Annotated in this window: 13 protein-coding genes; 9 read left to right on the top strand and 4 right to left on the bottom strand. The window is 70.8% G+C overall.

What is annotated here, in order from left to right; genetic code table 11:
- Nucleotides 1-16: 16 nt before the first annotated feature.
- Complete coding sequence (locus WFJ36_RS00400; protein ID WP_336642415.1) at nt 17-1,492, bottom strand: NCS2 family permease; 1,476 nt, start codon at nt 1,490-1,492, stop codon at nt 17-19.
- Between the two features lie 91 nt (nt 1,493-1,583).
- Here WFJ36_RS00400 and WFJ36_RS00405 point away from each other — a divergent pair, with 91 nt between their 5' ends.
- From WFJ36_RS00405 to WFJ36_RS00440, 8 genes are all read left to right on the top strand, one after another.
- Complete coding sequence (locus tag WFJ36_RS00405) at nt 1,584-2,870, top strand: cell division protein PerM (protein ID WP_256209332.1); 1,287 nt, start codon at nt 1,584-1,586, stop codon at nt 2,868-2,870.
- 61 nt (nt 2,871-2,931) lie between these two features.
- Nucleotides 2,932-3,519: a phosphoribosylglycinamide formyltransferase gene (purN, locus tag WFJ36_RS00410; RefSeq protein ID WP_071327443.1), complete on the top strand. Its 588-nt coding sequence runs from the start codon at nt 2,932-2,934 to the stop codon at nt 3,517-3,519.
- A 31-nt stretch (nt 3,520-3,550) separates the two neighbouring features.
- Complete coding sequence (gene purH / locus WFJ36_RS00415) at nt 3,551-5,158, top strand: bifunctional phosphoribosylaminoimidazolecarboxamide formyltransferase/IMP cyclohydrolase (RefSeq protein ID WP_060923212.1); 1,608 nt, start codon at nt 3,551-3,553, stop codon at nt 5,156-5,158.
- Between the two features lie 135 nt (nt 5,159-5,293).
- Nucleotides 5,294-6,811, top strand: coding sequence for a DNA-3-methyladenine glycosylase 2 family protein (locus WFJ36_RS00420; protein ID WP_336642416.1), 1,518 nt, complete (start codon nt 5,294-5,296; stop codon nt 6,809-6,811).
- On the top strand, nt 6,808-7,305 hold the full coding sequence (locus WFJ36_RS00425; RefSeq protein WP_336642417.1) for a methylated-DNA--[protein]-cysteine S-methyltransferase: 498 nt from the start codon (nt 6,808-6,810) through the stop codon (nt 7,303-7,305). The genes WFJ36_RS00420 and WFJ36_RS00425 overlap by 4 nt, the downstream gene beginning before the upstream one ends.
- 307 nt (nt 7,306-7,612) lie before the next feature.
- Nucleotides 7,613-9,559: an ABC transporter ATP-binding protein gene (locus tag WFJ36_RS00430; RefSeq protein WP_071327440.1), complete on the top strand. Its 1,947-nt coding sequence runs from the start codon at nt 7,613-7,615 to the stop codon at nt 9,557-9,559.
- Nucleotides 9,556-11,367, top strand: coding sequence for an ABC transporter ATP-binding protein (locus tag WFJ36_RS00435; protein ID WP_336642418.1), 1,812 nt, complete (start codon nt 9,556-9,558; stop codon nt 11,365-11,367). Before WFJ36_RS00430 ends, WFJ36_RS00435 begins: the two co-directional genes overlap by 4 nt.
- 91 nt (nt 11,368-11,458) lie before the next feature.
- Complete coding sequence (locus WFJ36_RS00440) at nt 11,459-12,280, top strand: hypothetical protein (RefSeq protein WP_336642419.1); 822 nt, start codon at nt 11,459-11,461, stop codon at nt 12,278-12,280.
- Nucleotides 12,281-12,365: 85 nt separating this feature from the next.
- Here WFJ36_RS00440 and WFJ36_RS00445 read toward each other — a convergent pair whose 3' ends face one another.
- A complete protein-coding gene (locus WFJ36_RS00445) occupies nt 12,366-12,824 on the bottom strand; it encodes a GNAT family N-acetyltransferase (protein WP_071327437.1) in 459 nt (152 codons plus the stop codon).
- Between the two features lie 165 nt (nt 12,825-12,989).
- Between WFJ36_RS00445 and WFJ36_RS00450 the strand changes: the two genes are divergently transcribed.
- The gene (locus WFJ36_RS00450) at nt 12,990-15,209 is read left to right on the top strand and encodes an NADP-dependent isocitrate dehydrogenase (protein WP_292787033.1); all 2,220 of its coding nucleotides are present in this window, start codon (nt 12,990-12,992) and stop codon (nt 15,207-15,209) included.
- 88 nt (nt 15,210-15,297) lie between these two features.
- Here WFJ36_RS00450 and WFJ36_RS00455 read toward each other — a convergent pair whose 3' ends face one another.
- Both WFJ36_RS00455 and WFJ36_RS00460 read right to left on the bottom strand, forming a co-directional pair.
- Complete coding sequence (locus tag WFJ36_RS00455; protein ID WP_336642420.1) at nt 15,298-16,785, bottom strand: L,D-transpeptidase family protein; 1,488 nt, start codon at nt 16,783-16,785, stop codon at nt 15,298-15,300.
- Between the two features lie 115 nt (nt 16,786-16,900).
- Nucleotides 16,901-17,305, bottom strand: a complete 405-nt coding sequence (locus WFJ36_RS00460) for a RidA family protein (RefSeq protein WP_025103791.1) — start codon at nt 17,303-17,305, stop codon at nt 16,901-16,903.
- Nucleotides 17,306-17,320: the final 15 nt, after the last annotated feature.

Genomic DNA, 17,320 nt, shown 5'->3' on the forward strand with positions numbered 1-17,320 from the left:
GCGATTCGAAACGGGGCTAGATCCCGACGCCGAAGAGGGCCTCGATGGGACCTCGGGCGAAGAAGATGAGGAAGCCGGCGCCGACCACCCACAGCAGCGGGCTGATGGTCTTGGCCTTGCCGGAGAAGGCGTGGATGAGCACCCAGCTCACGAAGCCCGCCCCGATGCCGTTGGCGATCGAGTACGTCAGCGGCATGACCGAGACCGTGAGGAACACCGGCAGGAGCACCCGGAAGTCGCCGAAGTCGATGTGCCGGATCTGGGCCATCATCATGGCGCCCACGATGATGAGCGCTGCGGCGGCGATCTCGGTCGGCACGATCGAGGTCAGGGGGGTGAGGAACATCGCGATGAGGAACACGATGCCCGTCACGACGTTCGCGAGTCCCGTCCTGGCACCCTCTCCGATGCCGGCGCCGGACTCGATGAAGACCGTGCTGGAGGACGAGGAGGTCGCACCACCGGCGATCGCTCCGACGCCCTCGACCACCAGTGCCGACTTGATGCGCGGGAAGTCGCCGTTGTCGTCGGCGAGGTTCGCCTCCTTCGCCAGGCCCGTCATGGTCCCCATGGCGTCGAAGAAGTTCGTGAAGAGGAGCGTGAAGACGATCATCACGAGCGCGACGAGGCTGACCTTGCCGAGGTCGAACGAGAAGTCGACGGCGCCGATGAGGCTCAGGTCGGGAACGCTGACGGGGGAGCCGTTCAGTGCCGGGACGGTGAGGCCCCAGCCGCCGGGGTTGACGACATTGCCCTCGTCGTCGACGCCGCGGGCACCGATGTGCCAGATCGCCTCGACGATGACCGCGAGCACGGTGCCGCCGATGAGGCCGATGAGCATGCCGCCCTTGATGCGGAGCGCGACGAGGATGCCGGTGAGGAGCAGGGTGATCACGAACAGCAGGCTCGGCACGGTCGCGACGGAGCCGTTGACGCCGAGGCCGACGGGCGGCGACGAGGCACCGGTCGCGGTGACGAAGCCGGAGTTCACGAAGCCGATGAAGGCGATGAAGAGGCCGATACCGACCGTGATCGCGATCTTGAGCTGGAACGGCACGGCATCGAAGATCGCCTTCCGCAGCCCGGTGGCGGCGAGCAGCACGATCACGACGCCGTTGATCATCACGAGCGCCATCGCCTCCGGCCAGGTGACCTGGCCGACGACGGAGAACGCGACGAAGGCGTTGATGCCGAGACCGGCGGCGAAGCCGAACGGCAGGCGGGTGACGACACCGAAGAGGATCGTCATGACGCCGGCAGTCAGGGCCGTCGCGGCACCGACGGCGTTGAAGTCGAGCATGTCGCCGGCGACGTCCGGCTTTCCGGACAGGATGATCGGGTTCAGGATCACGATGTAGGCCATCGTGACGAACGTCACGAGGCCTCCACGGATCTCGGTGCCGATCGTCGATCCGCGCTTGCTGATCTCGAAGAAGCGGTCCAGAGTACCGGTGGGTCCGGTGGACGCCGGGGCGGGTGGGGCAGTAGTCATCGGGAAACCTCCGGAGAAACGCTACCGTGTCGCCCGCCTCGCGCGCGCCCACGGGGGCCGAAGAGGAACTCGTCGTAGTCTCGAAGGCGCTATGCAACGCCTCCTCGTCGCGCTCCTCGCCGCCCTCGACGCCGCCATCACCGCTGCCGTCGGTCTGGCCGTGCTGCTGGCGCCGCTGACGCTCCTGTGGACGCTCGCTTTCGGCGTGACCGCCGACTGGGGAGCGCTGTGGCCGCTCACCGGAACGCTGTGGCAGTTCGGTCACGGCGTGCCGCTGGAGGTCGTGATCCCCGACGCCCTGCTCGTGACTCTGGCGATCCCCGCGGAGGCAGCGCGCTTCGTCGTCTCGGTCACACCGTTGGCGTTCCTGCTGCTCACCCTGCTCCTCGCCGCTCGCTCCGGGGGCCGGGCCGCTCGGTCCGGGGCCTGGGTGGGGGGATCGCTCTCGGGGACCGTCGTCTTCGCCGTGATCTCGACGGTCGTCGCTCTCACATCGGCGCTCGGGGCCGCGCAGGTCCCGCTGGCTCTCGCCATCCTGCTGCCCCCGGTCGTGTACCTCGTGGGCGCGGTGTGCGGCGCGGTGCGGGTGGCGTGGGAGGACGGCGACGGCGGGCTGCTCGACCGCATCCACGACATCCTGGACGCCCGGGAGGACTGGGCGCCGGTGCCCGCCGCGATCGTGCGGGGCGCCGCGTTCGCCCTCGTGGGCGTGACCGGCGCCGCCGCCCTGGCCGTCGCCCTGTCGGTCCTCACGCGCGGCGGAGAGGTCGTCGCGCTGTTCCAGGCGGCGCGGGTCGACGCCCTCGGGGCGACCGTGCTGACCCTCGGGCAGCTCGCGTACCTGCCGACCTTCGTGGTGTGGGCGGCCGCGTGGCTGGCCGGCCCCGGGTTCGCGGTCGGTGCCGGGACCGCTGTGTCGCCCGCCGGCACCCAGCTCGGCGTCGTGCCCGGCATCCCGGCGTTCGGCCTGTTGCCGGAGAACTCCTCGATCTGGATGCTCATCGTCATCCTGATCCCGGTGGCCGCCGGGGCATTCGCCGGGTGGGCCGTGCGCTCGCGGCTCGTGTGGGAGGGGACGCCGCTCGGCCTCCTGCAGCGTGTGGTGATCGCGGTTGGGATCGCCGCGGTCTCGGGCGGGGTCGCCGCGCTCGCCGCCGCCTTCGCGAACGGCTCGATGGGCCCGGGCCGACTCGAGGTCGTCGGTCCGGCGGTCCTGCCGTTCGCCGTGTCTCTGGGGGCGGAGGTGCTCGTCGGCGCGGCGATCCTCCTGCTGTCGCCCCGCAACCGCGACGAGCTCGCGGAGGAGCGCACCGACCGCTGGATCGCGGAGATGTCCGAACGGGGCTCCGAGGAGCATGCTGAGGACGACCGCCGCTAGGCGTTCCGGGCGCCCGGCGACGCCGGTCGGAGCGTCATCGGCTCGCCGGTAGACTGGGCGCGTGCTCACGGTCGCCGTACTCATCTCGGGCGCCGGCTCGAACCTTCGCGCCCTCCTCGAGGCCGCTCGTCACCCCGATTTCCCGGCCCGGGTCGTCGTCGTGGGGGCGGATCGCGAAGCCGACGGTCTGGCCCACGCCGAGGAGTTCGGCATCCCCAGCTTCACCGTGCCATGGCACGAGCACGAGAGCCGCGAGGCGTGGGGAGAGGAGCTCGGTCGTCAGCTCGCCGTCTGGACGCCGGACCTCGTGGTGCTCAGCGGCCTCATGCGCCTGCTGCCGTCCTCCCTCGTCGCCGCCTACGCACCGCGGATCATCAACACCCACCCCGCGTACCTCCCGGAGTTCCCCGGAGCGCACGGCGTCCGCGACGCCCTCGCCGCGGGTGTCCGGGAGACCGGCGCCAGTGTGATCGTCGTGGACGACGGGGTCGACACCGGCCCCGTCCTCGCGCAGGAGCGCGTGCCGATCCGGGCCGACGACACCGAGCACACGCTGCACGAGCGCATCAAGCCGGTCGAGCGCCGGCTCCTCATCGACGTCGTCCGGCGCATCGCGACCGGCGACCTCTCCCTGACCTCCGCCCCCTGACCCCCGACGCCCCCGCACGAAGGAGCCCATCATGGCCGGCCCCCGCCACGACCCCACGCTCTACCGCGATCGCGACACCGTGCCGATCCGGCGCGCTCTCGTCTCGGTCAGCGACAAGACCGACCTGCTCGTGCTCGCCGCTGCGCTCGCCGAGGCGGGCGTCGAGATCGTCTCGACCGGTTCGACGGCGTCCACCATCCGCGACGCCGGGTTCGAGGTGACGGATGTGGCCGCGGTCACGGGTGTCGCCGAGATGCTCGACGGCCGCGTCAAGACCCTGCATCCGAAGGTGCACGGCGGGCTGCTCGCCGACCTGCGCCTGGAGGACCACGAGCGGCAGCTCGCCGACCTCGACATCGCGCCGTTCGAGCTCGTCGTCGTCAACCTCTACCCGTTCGTGGAGACCGTGGCCTCCGGCGCCGAGGGTGACGACGTCGTCGAGCAGATCGACATCGGCGGCCCCGCCATGGTGCGCGCGGCGGCGAAGAACCACGCCAACGTCGCGATCGTCGTGTCGCCGCAGTCCTACCCGGCGATCGTCGCGGCTGTGGCGCAGGGCGGCACCTCGCTCGCCCAGCGGCGGGAGCTCGCGGCGCGGGCCTTCGCGCACACCGCGGCCTACGACACGGCCGTCGCGCAGTGGTTCGCCGAGGGCACGCTCAACGACCCGGGCGACCTCCCGGCGCACCTGACGATCCAGGCCGAGCGGCTCGCCACGCTCCGCTACGGCGAGAACTCCCACCAGCGCGGCGCCATCTACACCCGCGCGGGTGGACACGGCATCGCCCAGGCCACGCAGCTGCAGGGCAAGGAGATGTCGTACAACAACTACGTCGACGCAGACGCTGCCCTGCGCGCCGCCTACGACATGGTCAAGCCCGCCGTCGCCATCATCAAGCACGCGAACCCCTGCGGGATCGCCACGACGGCCCCGAACGCCCTCGACCCGATCGCCAGCGCGCACCTCCGCGCCCACGAGTGCGACCCCGTGTCGGCGTACGGCGGCGTGATCGCCGCGAACGGCACCGTGACGCTCAAGATGGCCGAGAACCTGAAGGACATCTTCACCGAGGTCATCGTCGCGCCGTCGTTCGAGCCCGCGGCCCTCGAGGTCTTCAAGGCGAAGAAGAACCTTCGTCTGCTGCAGCTCCCCGAGGACTGGCAGCAGGAGCGCATGGACGTGCGCCTCGTGTCCGGCGGTCTCCTGCTCCAGGACGCGGACCGCTTCCCCGACGACATCGTCTCCGTCGCCAAGAACTGGGAGCTCGTGTCGGGGGAGCGTCCGAGCGACGAGGAGATGGAGAACCTGATCTTCGCGTGGAAGGCCTGCCGGGCCGTGAAGTCGAACGCGATCGTGCTGGCGAAGGACAACGCGACGGTCGGCGTCGGCATGGGCCAGGTCAACCGCGTCGACTCGTGCCGCCTCGCGGTGGAGCGTGCGGGAGATCGTGCCGCCGGATCCGTCGCCTCGTCCGACGCGTTCTTCCCGTTCGCGGACGGCGCGCAGGTGCTCATCGACGCGGGTGTCACGGCGATCGTGCAGCCCGGTGGCTCCGTGAGGGACGAGGAGGTCGTCGATGCCGCGCGCAAGGCCGGCGTCACGATGTTCTTCACGGGGGAGCGTCACTTCTTCCACTGACCGAGACCCCGGTCTTCTGCCGAGGCCCCGGCGTGCGCACGTCTGCACGCCGGGGCCTCGGCGCGCAGGCGGGGTCTCGAGGAGGGAACCGCGATGTCCGATTTCCGCCAGCCGTAGCCGTGCGGGGGTGACAGAGTGGAGGACGTGAGCTACTCCTTCGACGAGCGCTACCGGGCGATCAGCGCTCGGGACACCCGCTTCGACGGGCAGTTCGTCACCGCCGTGCGCTCGACCGGGATCTACTGCCGTCCGAGCTGCCCCGCGCGCACCCCCAAGCCGCAGAACGTCACGTTCTATCCGACGAGTGCCGCGGCGCATGAGGCGGGGTATCGCGCATGCAAGCGCTGCCTGCCGGAGGCCGCCCCCGGGTCGCCCGCGTGGGACGTCCGCGGAGACACCGCGGCCCGGGCCATGCGGCTGATCGCGTCCGGCGTGGTCGAGCGCGAGGGCGTGCCAGGACTCGCGTCGCGGCTCGGTTACTCGAGCCGTCATCTCACGCGACTGCTGACGACCGAGCTCGGCGCCGGACCGCTCGCACTCGCGCGAGCGCACCGCGCCCACACCGCCCGCATGCTCCTCGTGGGAACCGACATGCCCATCGCGGACGTCGCCTTCGCCGCCGGGTTCCACAGCATCCGCCAGGGCAACGACACGATCCGCGAGGTCTTCGGTCTCACGCCGGGCGAGCTGCGTGCCCGCCGCCGCACGCCCTCCGCGGCCGTACCCGGAACGATCGACCTCGTCCTGCCGTACCGGGGCCCCCTGGATGCGGCCGGAGTCTTCGCGTGGATGGCCGCGCGAGCCGTGACGGGGGTCGAGGAGGCCACGGCGACCTCGTTCTCCCGCCGCCTCCGGATGCCGGGCGGCCCCGCGTGGTTCGAGGTGCGTCAGGAGGAGACGGAGCGGCTGCACCTGCGGGCCCGGGTCGCGCAGCTCGGCGACCTCGCGCCGCTGGTCGCCACCGCGCGTCGCATCTTCGACCTCGACGCCGACCCCCTCGCGATCGACGAGGCCCTGGCCGCGCACCCGCCCCTCGCCCCCCTCGTGGCGCGGACCCCCGGCATCCGCGTGCCCGGGGCAGCCGATCCGCACGAGATGCTCATCCGCGCGATGATCGGGCAGCAGATCACGGTCGTCGCCGCCCGCACGGCGCTGACCGCCCTCACCGACGCGCTGGGGGAGCGGACCCCCGACGGCCTTCTGTTCCCGACGATGTCAGCCATCGCGGCCCACGGCGCCGAGGTGCTGCGGGGGCCCGCCGCCCGGATCCGCGCCGTCACGGGAGCCGCCGCCGCTCTGGCGGACGGGAGTCTGACTCTCACCGTGGGCGATGACGGCCCCACGCAGCGCGCCGCCCTCCTCGCGATGCTCGGCATCGGACCTTGGACCGCCGACTACGTGCGGATGCGGGTGCTCGGCGATCCGGACGTGCTGCTCCCCGGCGACGTGGCCCTCCGCGCCGGTGCTGCCGCGTCTGGGCTGCCCGCCGAACCGAAGTCCCTCACCGCCTGGGCGGAGCGCACCGCACCGTGGCGGAGCTATCTCAGCGCGCACCTGTGGCGTGCCGCACCGATCCGTCCTGCCGGACCGCGGCGCAGATCCGCCGCCCGGCCAACCTACGGCATCCCATCCGACACCGAGGAGACCCCATGACCGCTCTCATCCAGACCCTCGACACCGCCGACGGTCCCTTCACGATCCTCACCGACGAGCGCCAGCGGGTGCTCGTGTCCGGCTGGACGGACGACGTGGAGGCCATCCTCGGCCGGCTGCCCGCCCGGGTCCGCCCCGACGCCGTGCGCGAGGCCGAGACGGATGCGGCGGGCGCTGTCCGCGCGTACTACGCGGGCGACGTCGCGGCGATCGACGCGGTCGCGGTCGCGCAGACGGGCACCGCCCTCCAGCTCGCCGGCTGGGCGGCGCTGCGCACCATCGCGCCGGGGGAGCCCCTGACCTACACGGGCTTCGCGGCCCGACTCGGCAATCCCCAGGCGGTGCGGGCGGCGGCGTCGATCTGCGCCCGTAACGCCCCGGCCCTGTTCGTGCCCTGCCATCGGGTGCTCCGAACGGACGGCTCCCTCGGCGGCTTCGCCTGGGGGCTGCCCGTGAAGGAGAGTCTTCTGGCGCGCGAACGCGCCGCCCGCTGACCGCTCGACCCGAGGAGCCCGCCCCGCACGGGGCGGGCTCTTCGCCGTCCCGGGAATTCCCCTTGCGCTCAGCTCGTTCACAGGAATAGGCTGATGGGCTGTCGCGCCAACCGGACGACCTCGCCGAGCCCTTGAGGAGGACACCATGACCACGATCGCCACCGCGCGGATCGCCACCCTCGGCTCGACCCCGGCGCGCCCGCTCTCCTAGAGCCTCCGCCCCTCTTCTGCACCGGATGCCGGGCTCCGTGAGCTCGCTCTCGCATCCGTTCCCCCGCTCTTCTCCCCTTCGACTCCTCTGAGAGACATGTCTTCCTCGTCTTCCGCGCAGAATCCCTCCCCCTCGTCCACCCTCTCCACGCCCGCCGCGCTGTGGCGGCTCAAGCCGTTTGTGAAGCCGGTCATCTGGCGTCTCGTCGGCGGTGCCGCCAGTGCGCTCGCGGCGGCGCTCATCGCGCTGATGATCCCCATCGTGCTCGAGCAGATCATCGGCGGGCCGGTGCAGTCCGGCGCGCTCGACGCGATCATCTGGGGAGCGCTCGCCGTGTTCGCCCTCGGCCTCGGCGAGGCCCTCATGGTGTGGCTCCGTCGGCAGTTCGTGCTCTTCCCCGCCACGCAGGTGGAGTACCGCATGCGCACCGAGCTCTACTCGCGCCTGCAGACCCTGCCGGTCGCGTTCCACGACCGGTGGCAGTCCGGGCAGCTGCTCAGCCGCATGATGCAGGACATCGGCCTGATCCGCCGGTGGCTCGCCTTCGGCCTCGTGCTCCTCGTCGTGAACGTGCTGACGATCCTCATCGGCTCGGTGCTGCTGTTCCGCTGGCACTGGCTGCTGGGCACGATCTTCCTCGTGACGGCGGTCCCGCTGTGGATCCGCGGGTACCTCTTCGAGAAGCGCTACGGCGCGCTCACCCGGCGCAGCCAGGACCAGGCGGGCGACCTCGCCACAAGCGTCGAGGAGAGCGTGCACGGCATCCGCGTGCTCAAGGCGTTCGGCCGCGGCACGCACGCCCTCCGCCGCTTCAGCCGGCAGGCCGAGACGCTGCGCGAGACCGAGATGAGCAAGGCCGGGGCCATCGCCTCGATCTGGTTCTGGCTCGACCTCATGCCGCAGATCGCGTTCGGCCTCAGCCTGATGTCGGGCATCTGGCTCATCTCGCAGGACGCGATCACGTCCGCGGAGCTGTTCGCCTTCTTCGCGATGGCGGTCGTGCTGCGCTGGCCCATCGAGTCGATCGGCTTCCTCTTCTCGTTCATGCTCGACGCGCGCACGGCGACGGACCGCGTCTTCGACATCTTCTCGGAGACGAACACCATCACCGATCCGGAGAACCCGGTGCACATCGAGAACCCGCGTGGCGAGCTCGCGTTCGAGAACGCGCACTTCCGCTACCAGGATGCGGCGCCCGACGAGCGGGACCTGCTCGACGGGATCGACCTCGTGCTGCGTCCGGGCGAGACCATGGCGCTCGTGGGTCTCACCGGCAGCGGCAAGACGACGCTGACGACCCTGCCGACGCGGCTGTACGACGTGACGGGAGGGCGGGTCACGCTCGACGGCGTCGATGTGCGGGACCTGACGCTCGCCGAGCTCCGGGAGCACATCGCGATGGCGTTCGAGGACGCGACGCTCTTCTCGGCCTCGGTCCGCGAAAACGTCCTGCTCGGCCGCGCCGACCTCGACGTGCACAGCCCCGAGGCCGAGCGCGTCCTGCGCGAGGCGCTCGACGTGGCGCAGGCCGCCTTCGTGGACACGCTCCCCGAGGGCGTCGAGACGGTGATCGGCGAGGAGGGACTGAGCCTGTCCGGCGGACAGCGCCAGCGGCTCGCCCTGGCCCGCGCCGTGGCAGCCAACCCCCGGGTGCTCGTCCTCGACGACCCGCTGTCGGCGCTGGACGTCGACACCGAGGCGCTCGTCGAGGAGGCGCTGCGGCACGTGCTCGCCGACACCACCGCGATGATCGTCGCGCACCGTCCGTCCACCGTGGCCCTCGCCGACCGTGTGGCGCTGCTGGAGGACGGCCGGATCACCGCCGTCGGCACGCACGCCGAGCTGCTGAAGACGAGTCGGCACTACCGTCACGTCATCTCCAGCCTGGAGGCGGAGGAGGCCGCCCGCACCGGAGCCATCCCGATCATCCGCGACGAGCAGGCCGAGATCCACGAGACCGTGCAGGACGGCATCCGCGAGGAGGCCGATGACGAGGCGCCGGGAGGCGCCCCCCGATTCGCAGGAGAGGAGGTGCAGCGATGAGCTCCCTCACCGGAACCCAGGACGAGGACCGCTCCCGCCTCACCACGGAGGAGAGCAGGGCGATCCGCCGCCGCTCGCTGCGGCTGCTCGGCTCGCTCGTGCGTCCGCTCAGGCCGCAGATCGTGCTCGCCGCGACGGTGCTCGTGATCTCGACGGCGCTGCAGGTGGCCGGACCGATCCTCATCAGCATCGGCCTCGATCGGGCGCTCCCCGCGGTGCTCGACGACGCCGACTGGATGCCGACGTTCGTCGTCGGCGGGATCTACCTGCTCGCGGGTGCTCTCGCCGCCGTGCTCATCGCCTGGTACGTCATCATCGCGGCGAAGCTGACCCAGGCCGTCCTGCTGGACCTGCGCAAGCGCATCTTCCTGCACACCCAGCGTCTGAGCCTGGAGTTCCACGAGTCGTACACCTCGGGGCGGATCATCTCGCGCCAGACGAGCGACCTGGACTCCATCAAGGAGCTCCTCGACGGCGGCCTGAACGAGCTCGTCTCCGGCGTGCTCTTCGGTGTCTTCACCTTCATCGCGCTGTGCGTGTGGGACTGGCAGTCCGGTCTGATCCTCGCGATCGGCGGCGTGCCGCTGTTCTTCCTCATGCGCTGGTTCTACTCGCGCTCGCAGCTCGTGTACCGCGAGTCCCGGGTGATCAGCGCGAAGGTGATCGTCCAGTTCGTGGAGACGATGACGGGCATCCGCGCGGTCAAGGCCTTCCGGAAGGAGCCGCGCAACGACGAGGCCTTCCAGGGCGTGGCCGGCGAGTACCGCGACGTGAACCGCCGCTCGATGCTGTTGTTCGGCACGTTCGAGCCGGGCCTCATGGGCGTCGCGGCGCTCGTGCTCGGCGTCGTCGTGCTGTGGGGCGGCATCCGGGTCTCGGAAGGAGCGCTGACGGTCGGCGTGCTGCTGTCCGCCGTGCTGTACGTCCGCAACTTCTTCGCTCCGATGCAGGAGATCGCGATGTTCCTGAACTCCTACCAGTCCGCCACCGCGGCGCTGGAGAAGGTGTCGGGCGTCCTGGAGGAGGTGCCGACGGTGCCGGACCCCGAGAAGCCGGTGGACCTCTGGGAGTCCCGGGGGCACATCCGCTTCGACGAGGTCACGTTCGCGTACAACGAGGACACGACGATCCTGCCGAACTTCTCGCTCGACATCCCCGCCGGGCAGACGATCGCGCTGGTCGGGACGACGGGAGCGGGCAAGTCCACGCTGGCCAAGCTCATCTCGCGGTTCTACGACCCGTCCGCGGGGACGGTGACCCTCGACGGCGTCGATCTGCGGTCGCTGCACCCGAAGGATCTCCGCCGTGCGATCGTCATGGTCACGCAGGAGGCGTACCTGTTCAGCGGAACCGTCGCCGACAACATCGCGCTCGGGCGCCCGGATGCGACGCTGGACGAGATCCGCGAGGCGGCGCGGGGGGTGGGCGCCGACGCGTTCATCTCGGCCCTGCCGGACGGCTACGACACCGACGTGAACAAGCGCGGTGGTCGGGTCTCGGCTGGGCAGCGACAGCTCATCTCGTTCGCCCGTGCCTTCCTCGCCGACCCGGCGGTGCTGATCCTCGACGAGGCGACGGCCTCGCTGGACATCCCGTCCGAGCGGCTGATCCAGGACGCACTGCAGACGCTGCTGGCCGACCGGACGGCGATCATCATCGCGCACCGGCTGTCGACGGTGGCGATCGCGGATCGCGTGCTCGTGATGGAGCACGGCCGGATCATCGAGGACGACACCCCGGCCGCCCTGATCGGCGGAACCGGGAAGTTCGCCCAGCTGCACGCAGCCTGGCAGGAGACGCTCGTCTGACGTCGTGACGCGACAGCGGCCCCGGCATCCGTGCGGATGCCGGGGCCGCTGCATCCGGGCGCGGGCGCCCTGCGGTCGGTAGCATCGAAGGATGGACCCCTTCCTCCTCGTCGCGGAGTGGTGGTGGCTCGCGCCGACCGCCGCCGCCGGGGTGACCGCGGGCGCGATCGGGGTGCGTCGTCGCAACACCCGCAGCGGCCGCCGTCTGGAGTACGACGCCGCCCGGCACGACCTCCGCGAGGCTCAGCAGCGCGCGGTGGTCCGACGGACGGCGCTGAAGGTGGCACGAGCCGACCTCGCGCGGGTCTCCGCCGAGCGGTCCGCGCAGCGTGCGAGTGCCGAGCAGGTGTCCGGCGCCCGGCGCATGCTCAAGGAGCGCGAACGCGACGTCAGGGCGGCCGCGGCCGACGTCCGCGCCCGGCGCGTCAGGGTGAACGCCGCCCGCGCCGCGATCCCCGCCGGCTCTGCACCGCGGCCGCTGGAGCGGCTGTACGCGGAGCACGACGCGGTGACGGCGCGATGGATGCGGTACGAGACCGACCCCGCGCTGCAGATCACCTACCCCGAGATGACCGACGTGAAGCGCCCGGAGACCGCCGCCTACCTCCGGGCCGCCGGCGCCGCGGTCGAGGCGCGTCGGCAGACGACGGGCCGCGTGACGGCCGCCGAGTACGCGGCCTACCGCGACGCCGTCGCGGAGCTGGAGCGGGCGTTCGAGGCCGCCGAGCACGCCGCGAAGGTCCAGACGGGGGAGGCGCCGGCCACACCGGCCTGGCAGGACGCCGCGCAGGACATGCTGCACCGCTCCGCCGAGGCGATCGACCGGGCGGCGGGTGCCGCCGCGTCCGCGCTCGCCGCGTGGAACAGCCGTCGGGGCAAGGGCACGCCTCCGGACGGCAGCGGTCAGCGCTGAGGAGGATCGAGAGGACGCCGCCCGGCAGGGTCCGAGGGCGACGGAGTCTCGATGGGGGAGGGGATTCGAGACCCCGCCGCCGGTCTCAGGAGGGGACGCGGATCTGGGCGATGACCTCGCCGTAGGCCGTCTCCCCGACGGGTGTGAACCCGACGCGGCGGAAGAAGGCCTCCGGGCCGTCCTCGCCGGCTTCGTAGATGACGTTGACGTGGTCGACGCCGCGGTTGCGCGCCTCGTCGATGAGGTTCTCGACGGCGAAGCGGCCGATGCCGCGACCCTGGTCGTCCGCGTCGACGTTGATGCGCCACAGCACGGAGCGGAAGTGCTCCTCCGGCGCCTCGTCGTCGAAGTTGGCGCTGACGAAGCCCACGACCTCGTTGCGGTCCAGGATCACCCGCTGCCAGGAGGTCTGCGGGTTGATGACGGTGGCCGCGATGCCGTACGAGACGGGGGCGAGGAACTGCTCCTGTCCGGGCTTGAGCGACAGGTTGTTCACGGCGACGATCGTCGCGGCGGAGAGTTCGACCATGCGCAGTTCGGACATGCCCCCAGGCTAGCCCCTCCGCTCACCGCATTCATCACTCGGGCGGACTTTTCACGGACCGTTCGTCCGAGGGAGTCTCTTCGGCGGGACCGCCGCTTCGGGGTCCGGGACGCTCAGGTATCTTGGTATCGAGACAAATAGCCCTCGTGAACGGAGAACGTCCCGGTGACCGACGACGCCATCATCTACACCTACACCGACGAGGCACCGGCACTGGCCACCGCCTCCTTCCTGCCGATCATCCAGGCCTACACCGGCCAGGCGGGTATCGAATTCGAGACGCGGGACATCTCTCTGGCCGGCCGCATCCTCGCCGCGTTCCCGCAGAAGCTCACCCCCGAGCAGCAGGTCGGCGACGCGCTGGCGGAGCTGGGCGGCCTCGCCACGCTCCCCGAGGCGAACATCATCAAGCTGCCGAACATCTCCGCGTCGATCCCGCAGCTCAAGGCCGCCATCGCGGAACTGCAGCAGCAGGGCTACGACGTCCCCGACTTCCCGGACGAGCCCTCGTCGCTGGAGGAGAAGGACATCCGCGCCCGCTACGACCGCATCAAGGGCTCCGCCGTGAACCCCGTCCTGCGCGAGGGCAACAGCGATCGTCGGGCCCCGCTGGCGGTGAAGAACTACGCCAAGAAGCACCCGCACCGCAACAAGCCGTTCGCCGAGGGTTCGAAGACCCGCGTCGCGACCCTGGGCCACGACGACTTCAAGCACAACGAGCGCTCCTGGGTCGCCGCGCACGACGACGTCCTCTCCTTCCGCCACACCGCGAAGGACGGCACCGTCACGGTCCTCAAGGAGGGGCTCAAGGTCCTCCCGCGCGAGATCATCGACGCCACGTTCCTCTCCGCGAAGGAGCTGGACGCGTTCCTCGCCGACACGCTCGCGGAGGCCAAGGCCGACGACGTGCTCTACTCGGTGCACCTCAAGGCCACGATGATGAAGGTCAGCGACCCGATCATCTTCGGTCACGTCGTGAAGGCGTTCTTCACGGACGTCTTCGACCAGTACGGCACGCAGCTCGCCGAGGCCGGACTCAGCGCGAACGACGGCCTCGGCTCGATCCTCGCGGGGCTGGCGAACGTCGCCGGTGGCGACGAGATCGCCGCGGCGTTCGACAAGGCCATCGCCGAAGGGCCGCGCCTGTCGTACGTGAACTCCGACAAGGGGATCACCAACCTGCACGTGCCGAGCGATGTCATCGTCGACGCGTCCATGCCCGCGCTCGTCCGCAACGGCGGCAAGCTCTGGGGCAAGGACGGCGAGGAGGCCGACACGATCGCGGTCATCCCCGACTCGTCCTACGCGAGCGTCTACCAGGCCGTCATCGACGATGTGATCGCGAACGGCCCGCTCGACCCCGCCACGATCGGCACCGTGCCGAACGTGGGCCTCATGGCGCAGGCCGCCGAGGAGTACGGCAGCCACGACAAGACGTTCGAGATCGCGGCCGACGGCATCGTCCAGGTGCTCGACAGCGAGGGCACCGTCCTCATCGAGCACGAGGTCGGCAAGGGCGACATCTGGCGCGCGACGCAGACCAAGCACATCCCGGTCATGGACTGGGTCAAGCTCGCGGTCGGCCGTGCCCGCGCGACGGGTGCCCCCGCGGTGTTCTGGCTCGACGCGAACCGCTCGCACGATGCGCAGATCATCGCGAAGGTGCACCAGGGCCTCGCCACGCTCGACACCAAGGGCCTGACGATCACGATCCTCGCGCCGGAGGAGGCGACGCGGTACACGCTCGCCCGCATGCGGCACGGCCTGGACACCATCTCGGTGACCGGCAACGTGCTGCGCGACTACCTCACCGACCTGTTCCCGATCCTCGAGGTCGGCACGAGCGCCAAGATGCTCTCCATCGTGCCGCTGCTCGCCGGCGGTGGACTGTTCGAGACGGGTGCCGGCGGCTCCGCGCCGAAGCACGTGCAGCAGCTGGTCGAGGAGAACTACCTGCGCTGGGACTCGCTGGGCGAGTTCTTCGCGCTGGCCGCCTCTCTCGAGCACTTCGCCGACCGCACGGGCAACGAGAAGGCCCGCGTGCTCGCGGAGACGCTCGACGCCGCGACCGGCACGTTCCTCGAGGAGGACCGCTCGCCCGGCCGTGCGCTCGGCACGATCGACAACCGCGGCAGCCACTTCTACCTCGGCCTGTACTGGGCGCAGGAGCTGGCGAAGCAGACGAAGGACCCGGAGCTCGCCGCCGCCTTCGCGCCCGTCGCCGAGAAGCTCGCCGCCAACGAGGAGACGATCGTCTCCGAGCTGAACGCGGTGCAGGGCTCCCCGGTGGAGATCGGCGGCTACTACCGTCCGGACGAGAAGCTCGTGGCCGCGGTCATGCGCCCGTCCGCGACGCTGAACGAGATCGTCGACGCCCTGCGCTGAGACGACGGAAGGGGGCGGATGCTGCGGCATCCGCCCCCTTCTGCTGTCTGCCCTCCGCCGCGTTCGCCCGGCGGCCTGGGACTCGCGGTCAGTTGTAGACGGAGACCTCGAGGCCCACGGGGGACCAGTCGTAGACGTACTTGGCGAGGTCGATCGGCAGGTTCACACAGCCGTGGCTCATCCGGTTGCCGAAGTTGTTGTGCCAGTAGGTGCCGTGGAAGCCGATGTTCGGCGCGAACCACGTGATCCAGGGCACGTCCTCGGTACAGTACGGCGCGCCCTCGTAGCAGCCCATGTCCTGCATCGCCGTGTGCGCGAACACCTTGAAGTTGCCGGTCGGCGTGGGCGTTCCGGGAAGACCGGTCGACACGGCCCAGGACTGCACCACCTTGTCGTTCTCGAACAGGTAGGCGCGCTGCGTGCTGAGGTTGATCTCGGCGCGGCGGAACAGGTTCGTGGTCTCGAAGGGGGTTTCCGTCACGGAGAGGGCGAAGACGCCGTCTCCCGCGGCGAGCTGCGTCGCGAAGTCGTCGGCGATGCCGGCGGTGTCGCCGAGGGCGCGTCCGGTGGCGCCCTCCTTCTCGGCGCGCAGCACGTTCCCCGCGGAGTCGACGATGTTGGTCGCGTTGACAGGGGCGCGGTCCACGGCGGCGGCGAGCGTGTCGACGGTGGTCTGGATCGCCGCCGGGTCCGCCTCGATCCGCAGCTGACCCGCGTCGTCGACCACCGTCAGCCAGGACGCGGCGACCGCGGGGGAGACCGGGACGGTCCGTTCCTTCCCGACGTAGAAGCCGATGGAGGAGAGCATGGTGTTGAGCGTGGTGGCGGTCGCCGTCGCGTCCTCGTCGGACACCGCGGGCAGGGCCTCGGCCGGGCCACCGGGGTACTCGAATGTCGTGCGGCCGTCGCCGACGGCCTCGACGAACGCGGCGTTGAGATCGGCCACGTCGATACCGGTGCCGGGAACGGAAGGTGTCACGGTGTACGTGCCCTTCGCGGCGTCGAAGACGACTCCGGCGTCGACCGGGTCGACGAAGCTGTCGGGGATCGCACCGCGGAGAGCTGCGGTGGCGGTCTCCTGGTCGAGCACGATGTCGGCCGATACGGGGTCACCCATCCACGACCCGAGGTTCCACATCGGGTGGGCGGCGAACGCGGCGTCGGCGAGGGCCGTGGCGTCGGCGCTCGCGCCCAGGTCGGCGCCCGTGAGTACAGCGTCGTCACCCTCGCCCGTGAGGGTGACCTCGGTCTGGGCGAGGTGAGAGCTGATCGCCTCGGCTGCCGCGCCCGGAGTCATCCAGCCCACGGGGATGCCCGCGACGGTGGTGCCGGGGGCGATGAGGATCATCGAGGCGGCGCCGGCGCCGAGCGCGACCACGCCGAGGCCGAGACCGATCCACAGGCCGATTCGGCGCTTCTTCGGGGCGGGCTCGACGGGAGCCCAGGCCAGGGACTGCTCGCCGGACTGCGGCGGGGCCGTATCGGTCGCCGCCTCCGGCGTCAGGACGCTCGTCGGGGTCGCATCGTCGGGCTGTGCCCCCGTTGCAGCGCCCGGCGTGGAAATCAGATCGGTCACGAACTACACCCCCCGCAGTCTCGACGTGTCCTGTCGTCCATGGTACGGGATGGCTGGTAACGGGGAGGCAACGGTCCTGGTAAGGTGCCTCCCCGTTCGCCGGGGGCAGGCGGGATTAGTCGACGACGGCGAGCCCGTCGATCTCGACGAGCATCTCCTCGCGGGGGAGGCCGGTGAACACCGTGGTGCGCGAGGGCAGGACGCCGCTGGTCGTGTGGGCCTCGACGAAGGCACCGTAAGCCTCGTTCATGATCGGGAAGTCCTCGCGCTTGGTGAGGTAGACGCGCAGCATCACGACATCGTCGAACGTGGCGCCGGAGGCCTCAACGATGGCCTTGACGTTCTCGAGCGTGCGGGTGGTCTGTGCCGCGACGTCGCCCGGGTACAGATACTCGTTCGTCTGCGGGTCGACGGGGCCCTGGCCGGAGACCTGGACGATCGGGCCCTTGCGGACGCCCTGCGAGAAGGTGTGCGCGGGAGCGGGGGCGGCGTCGGTGGAAACTCGTGTCTTCGCGGTCATGCCGCCAGCCTAGTA

The sequence above is a fragment of the Microbacterium sp. MMO-113 genome (genome assembly GCF_037148555.1).
In the GTDB taxonomy this organism is placed as follows: Bacteria; Actinomycetota; Actinomycetes; order Actinomycetales; family Microbacteriaceae; genus Microbacterium.

Bases quoted from the DNA above. Each gene is read 5' to 3' on its own strand.
- WFJ36_RS00440 (WP_336642419.1), top strand. From the start codon at position 11,459: ATGGACCCCTTCCTCCTCGTCGCGGAGTGGTGGTGGCTCGCGCCGACC.
- WFJ36_RS00400 (WP_336642415.1), bottom strand. From the start codon at position 1,492: ATGACTACTGCCCCACCCGCCCCGGCGTCCACCGGACCCACCGGTACT.
- WFJ36_RS00405 (WP_256209332.1), top strand. From the start codon at position 1,584: ATGCAACGCCTCCTCGTCGCGCTCCTCGCCGCCCTCGACGCCGCCATC.
- WFJ36_RS00430 (WP_071327440.1), top strand. From the start codon at position 7,613: ATGTCTTCCTCGTCTTCCGCGCAGAATCCCTCCCCCTCGTCCACCCTC.
- purH (WP_060923212.1), top strand. From the start codon at position 3,551: ATGGCCGGCCCCCGCCACGACCCCACGCTCTACCGCGATCGCGACACC.
- WFJ36_RS00435 (WP_336642418.1), top strand. From the start codon at position 9,556: ATGAGCTCCCTCACCGGAACCCAGGACGAGGACCGCTCCCGCCTCACC.
- WFJ36_RS00460 (WP_025103791.1), bottom strand. From the start codon at position 17,305: ATGACCGCGAAGACACGAGTTTCCACCGACGCCGCCCCCGCTCCCGCG.
- WFJ36_RS00425 (WP_336642417.1), top strand. From the start codon at position 6,808: ATGACCGCTCTCATCCAGACCCTCGACACCGCCGACGGTCCCTTCACG.
- WFJ36_RS00445 (WP_071327437.1), bottom strand. From the start codon at position 12,824: ATGTCCGAACTGCGCATGGTCGAACTCTCCGCCGCGACGATCGTCGCC.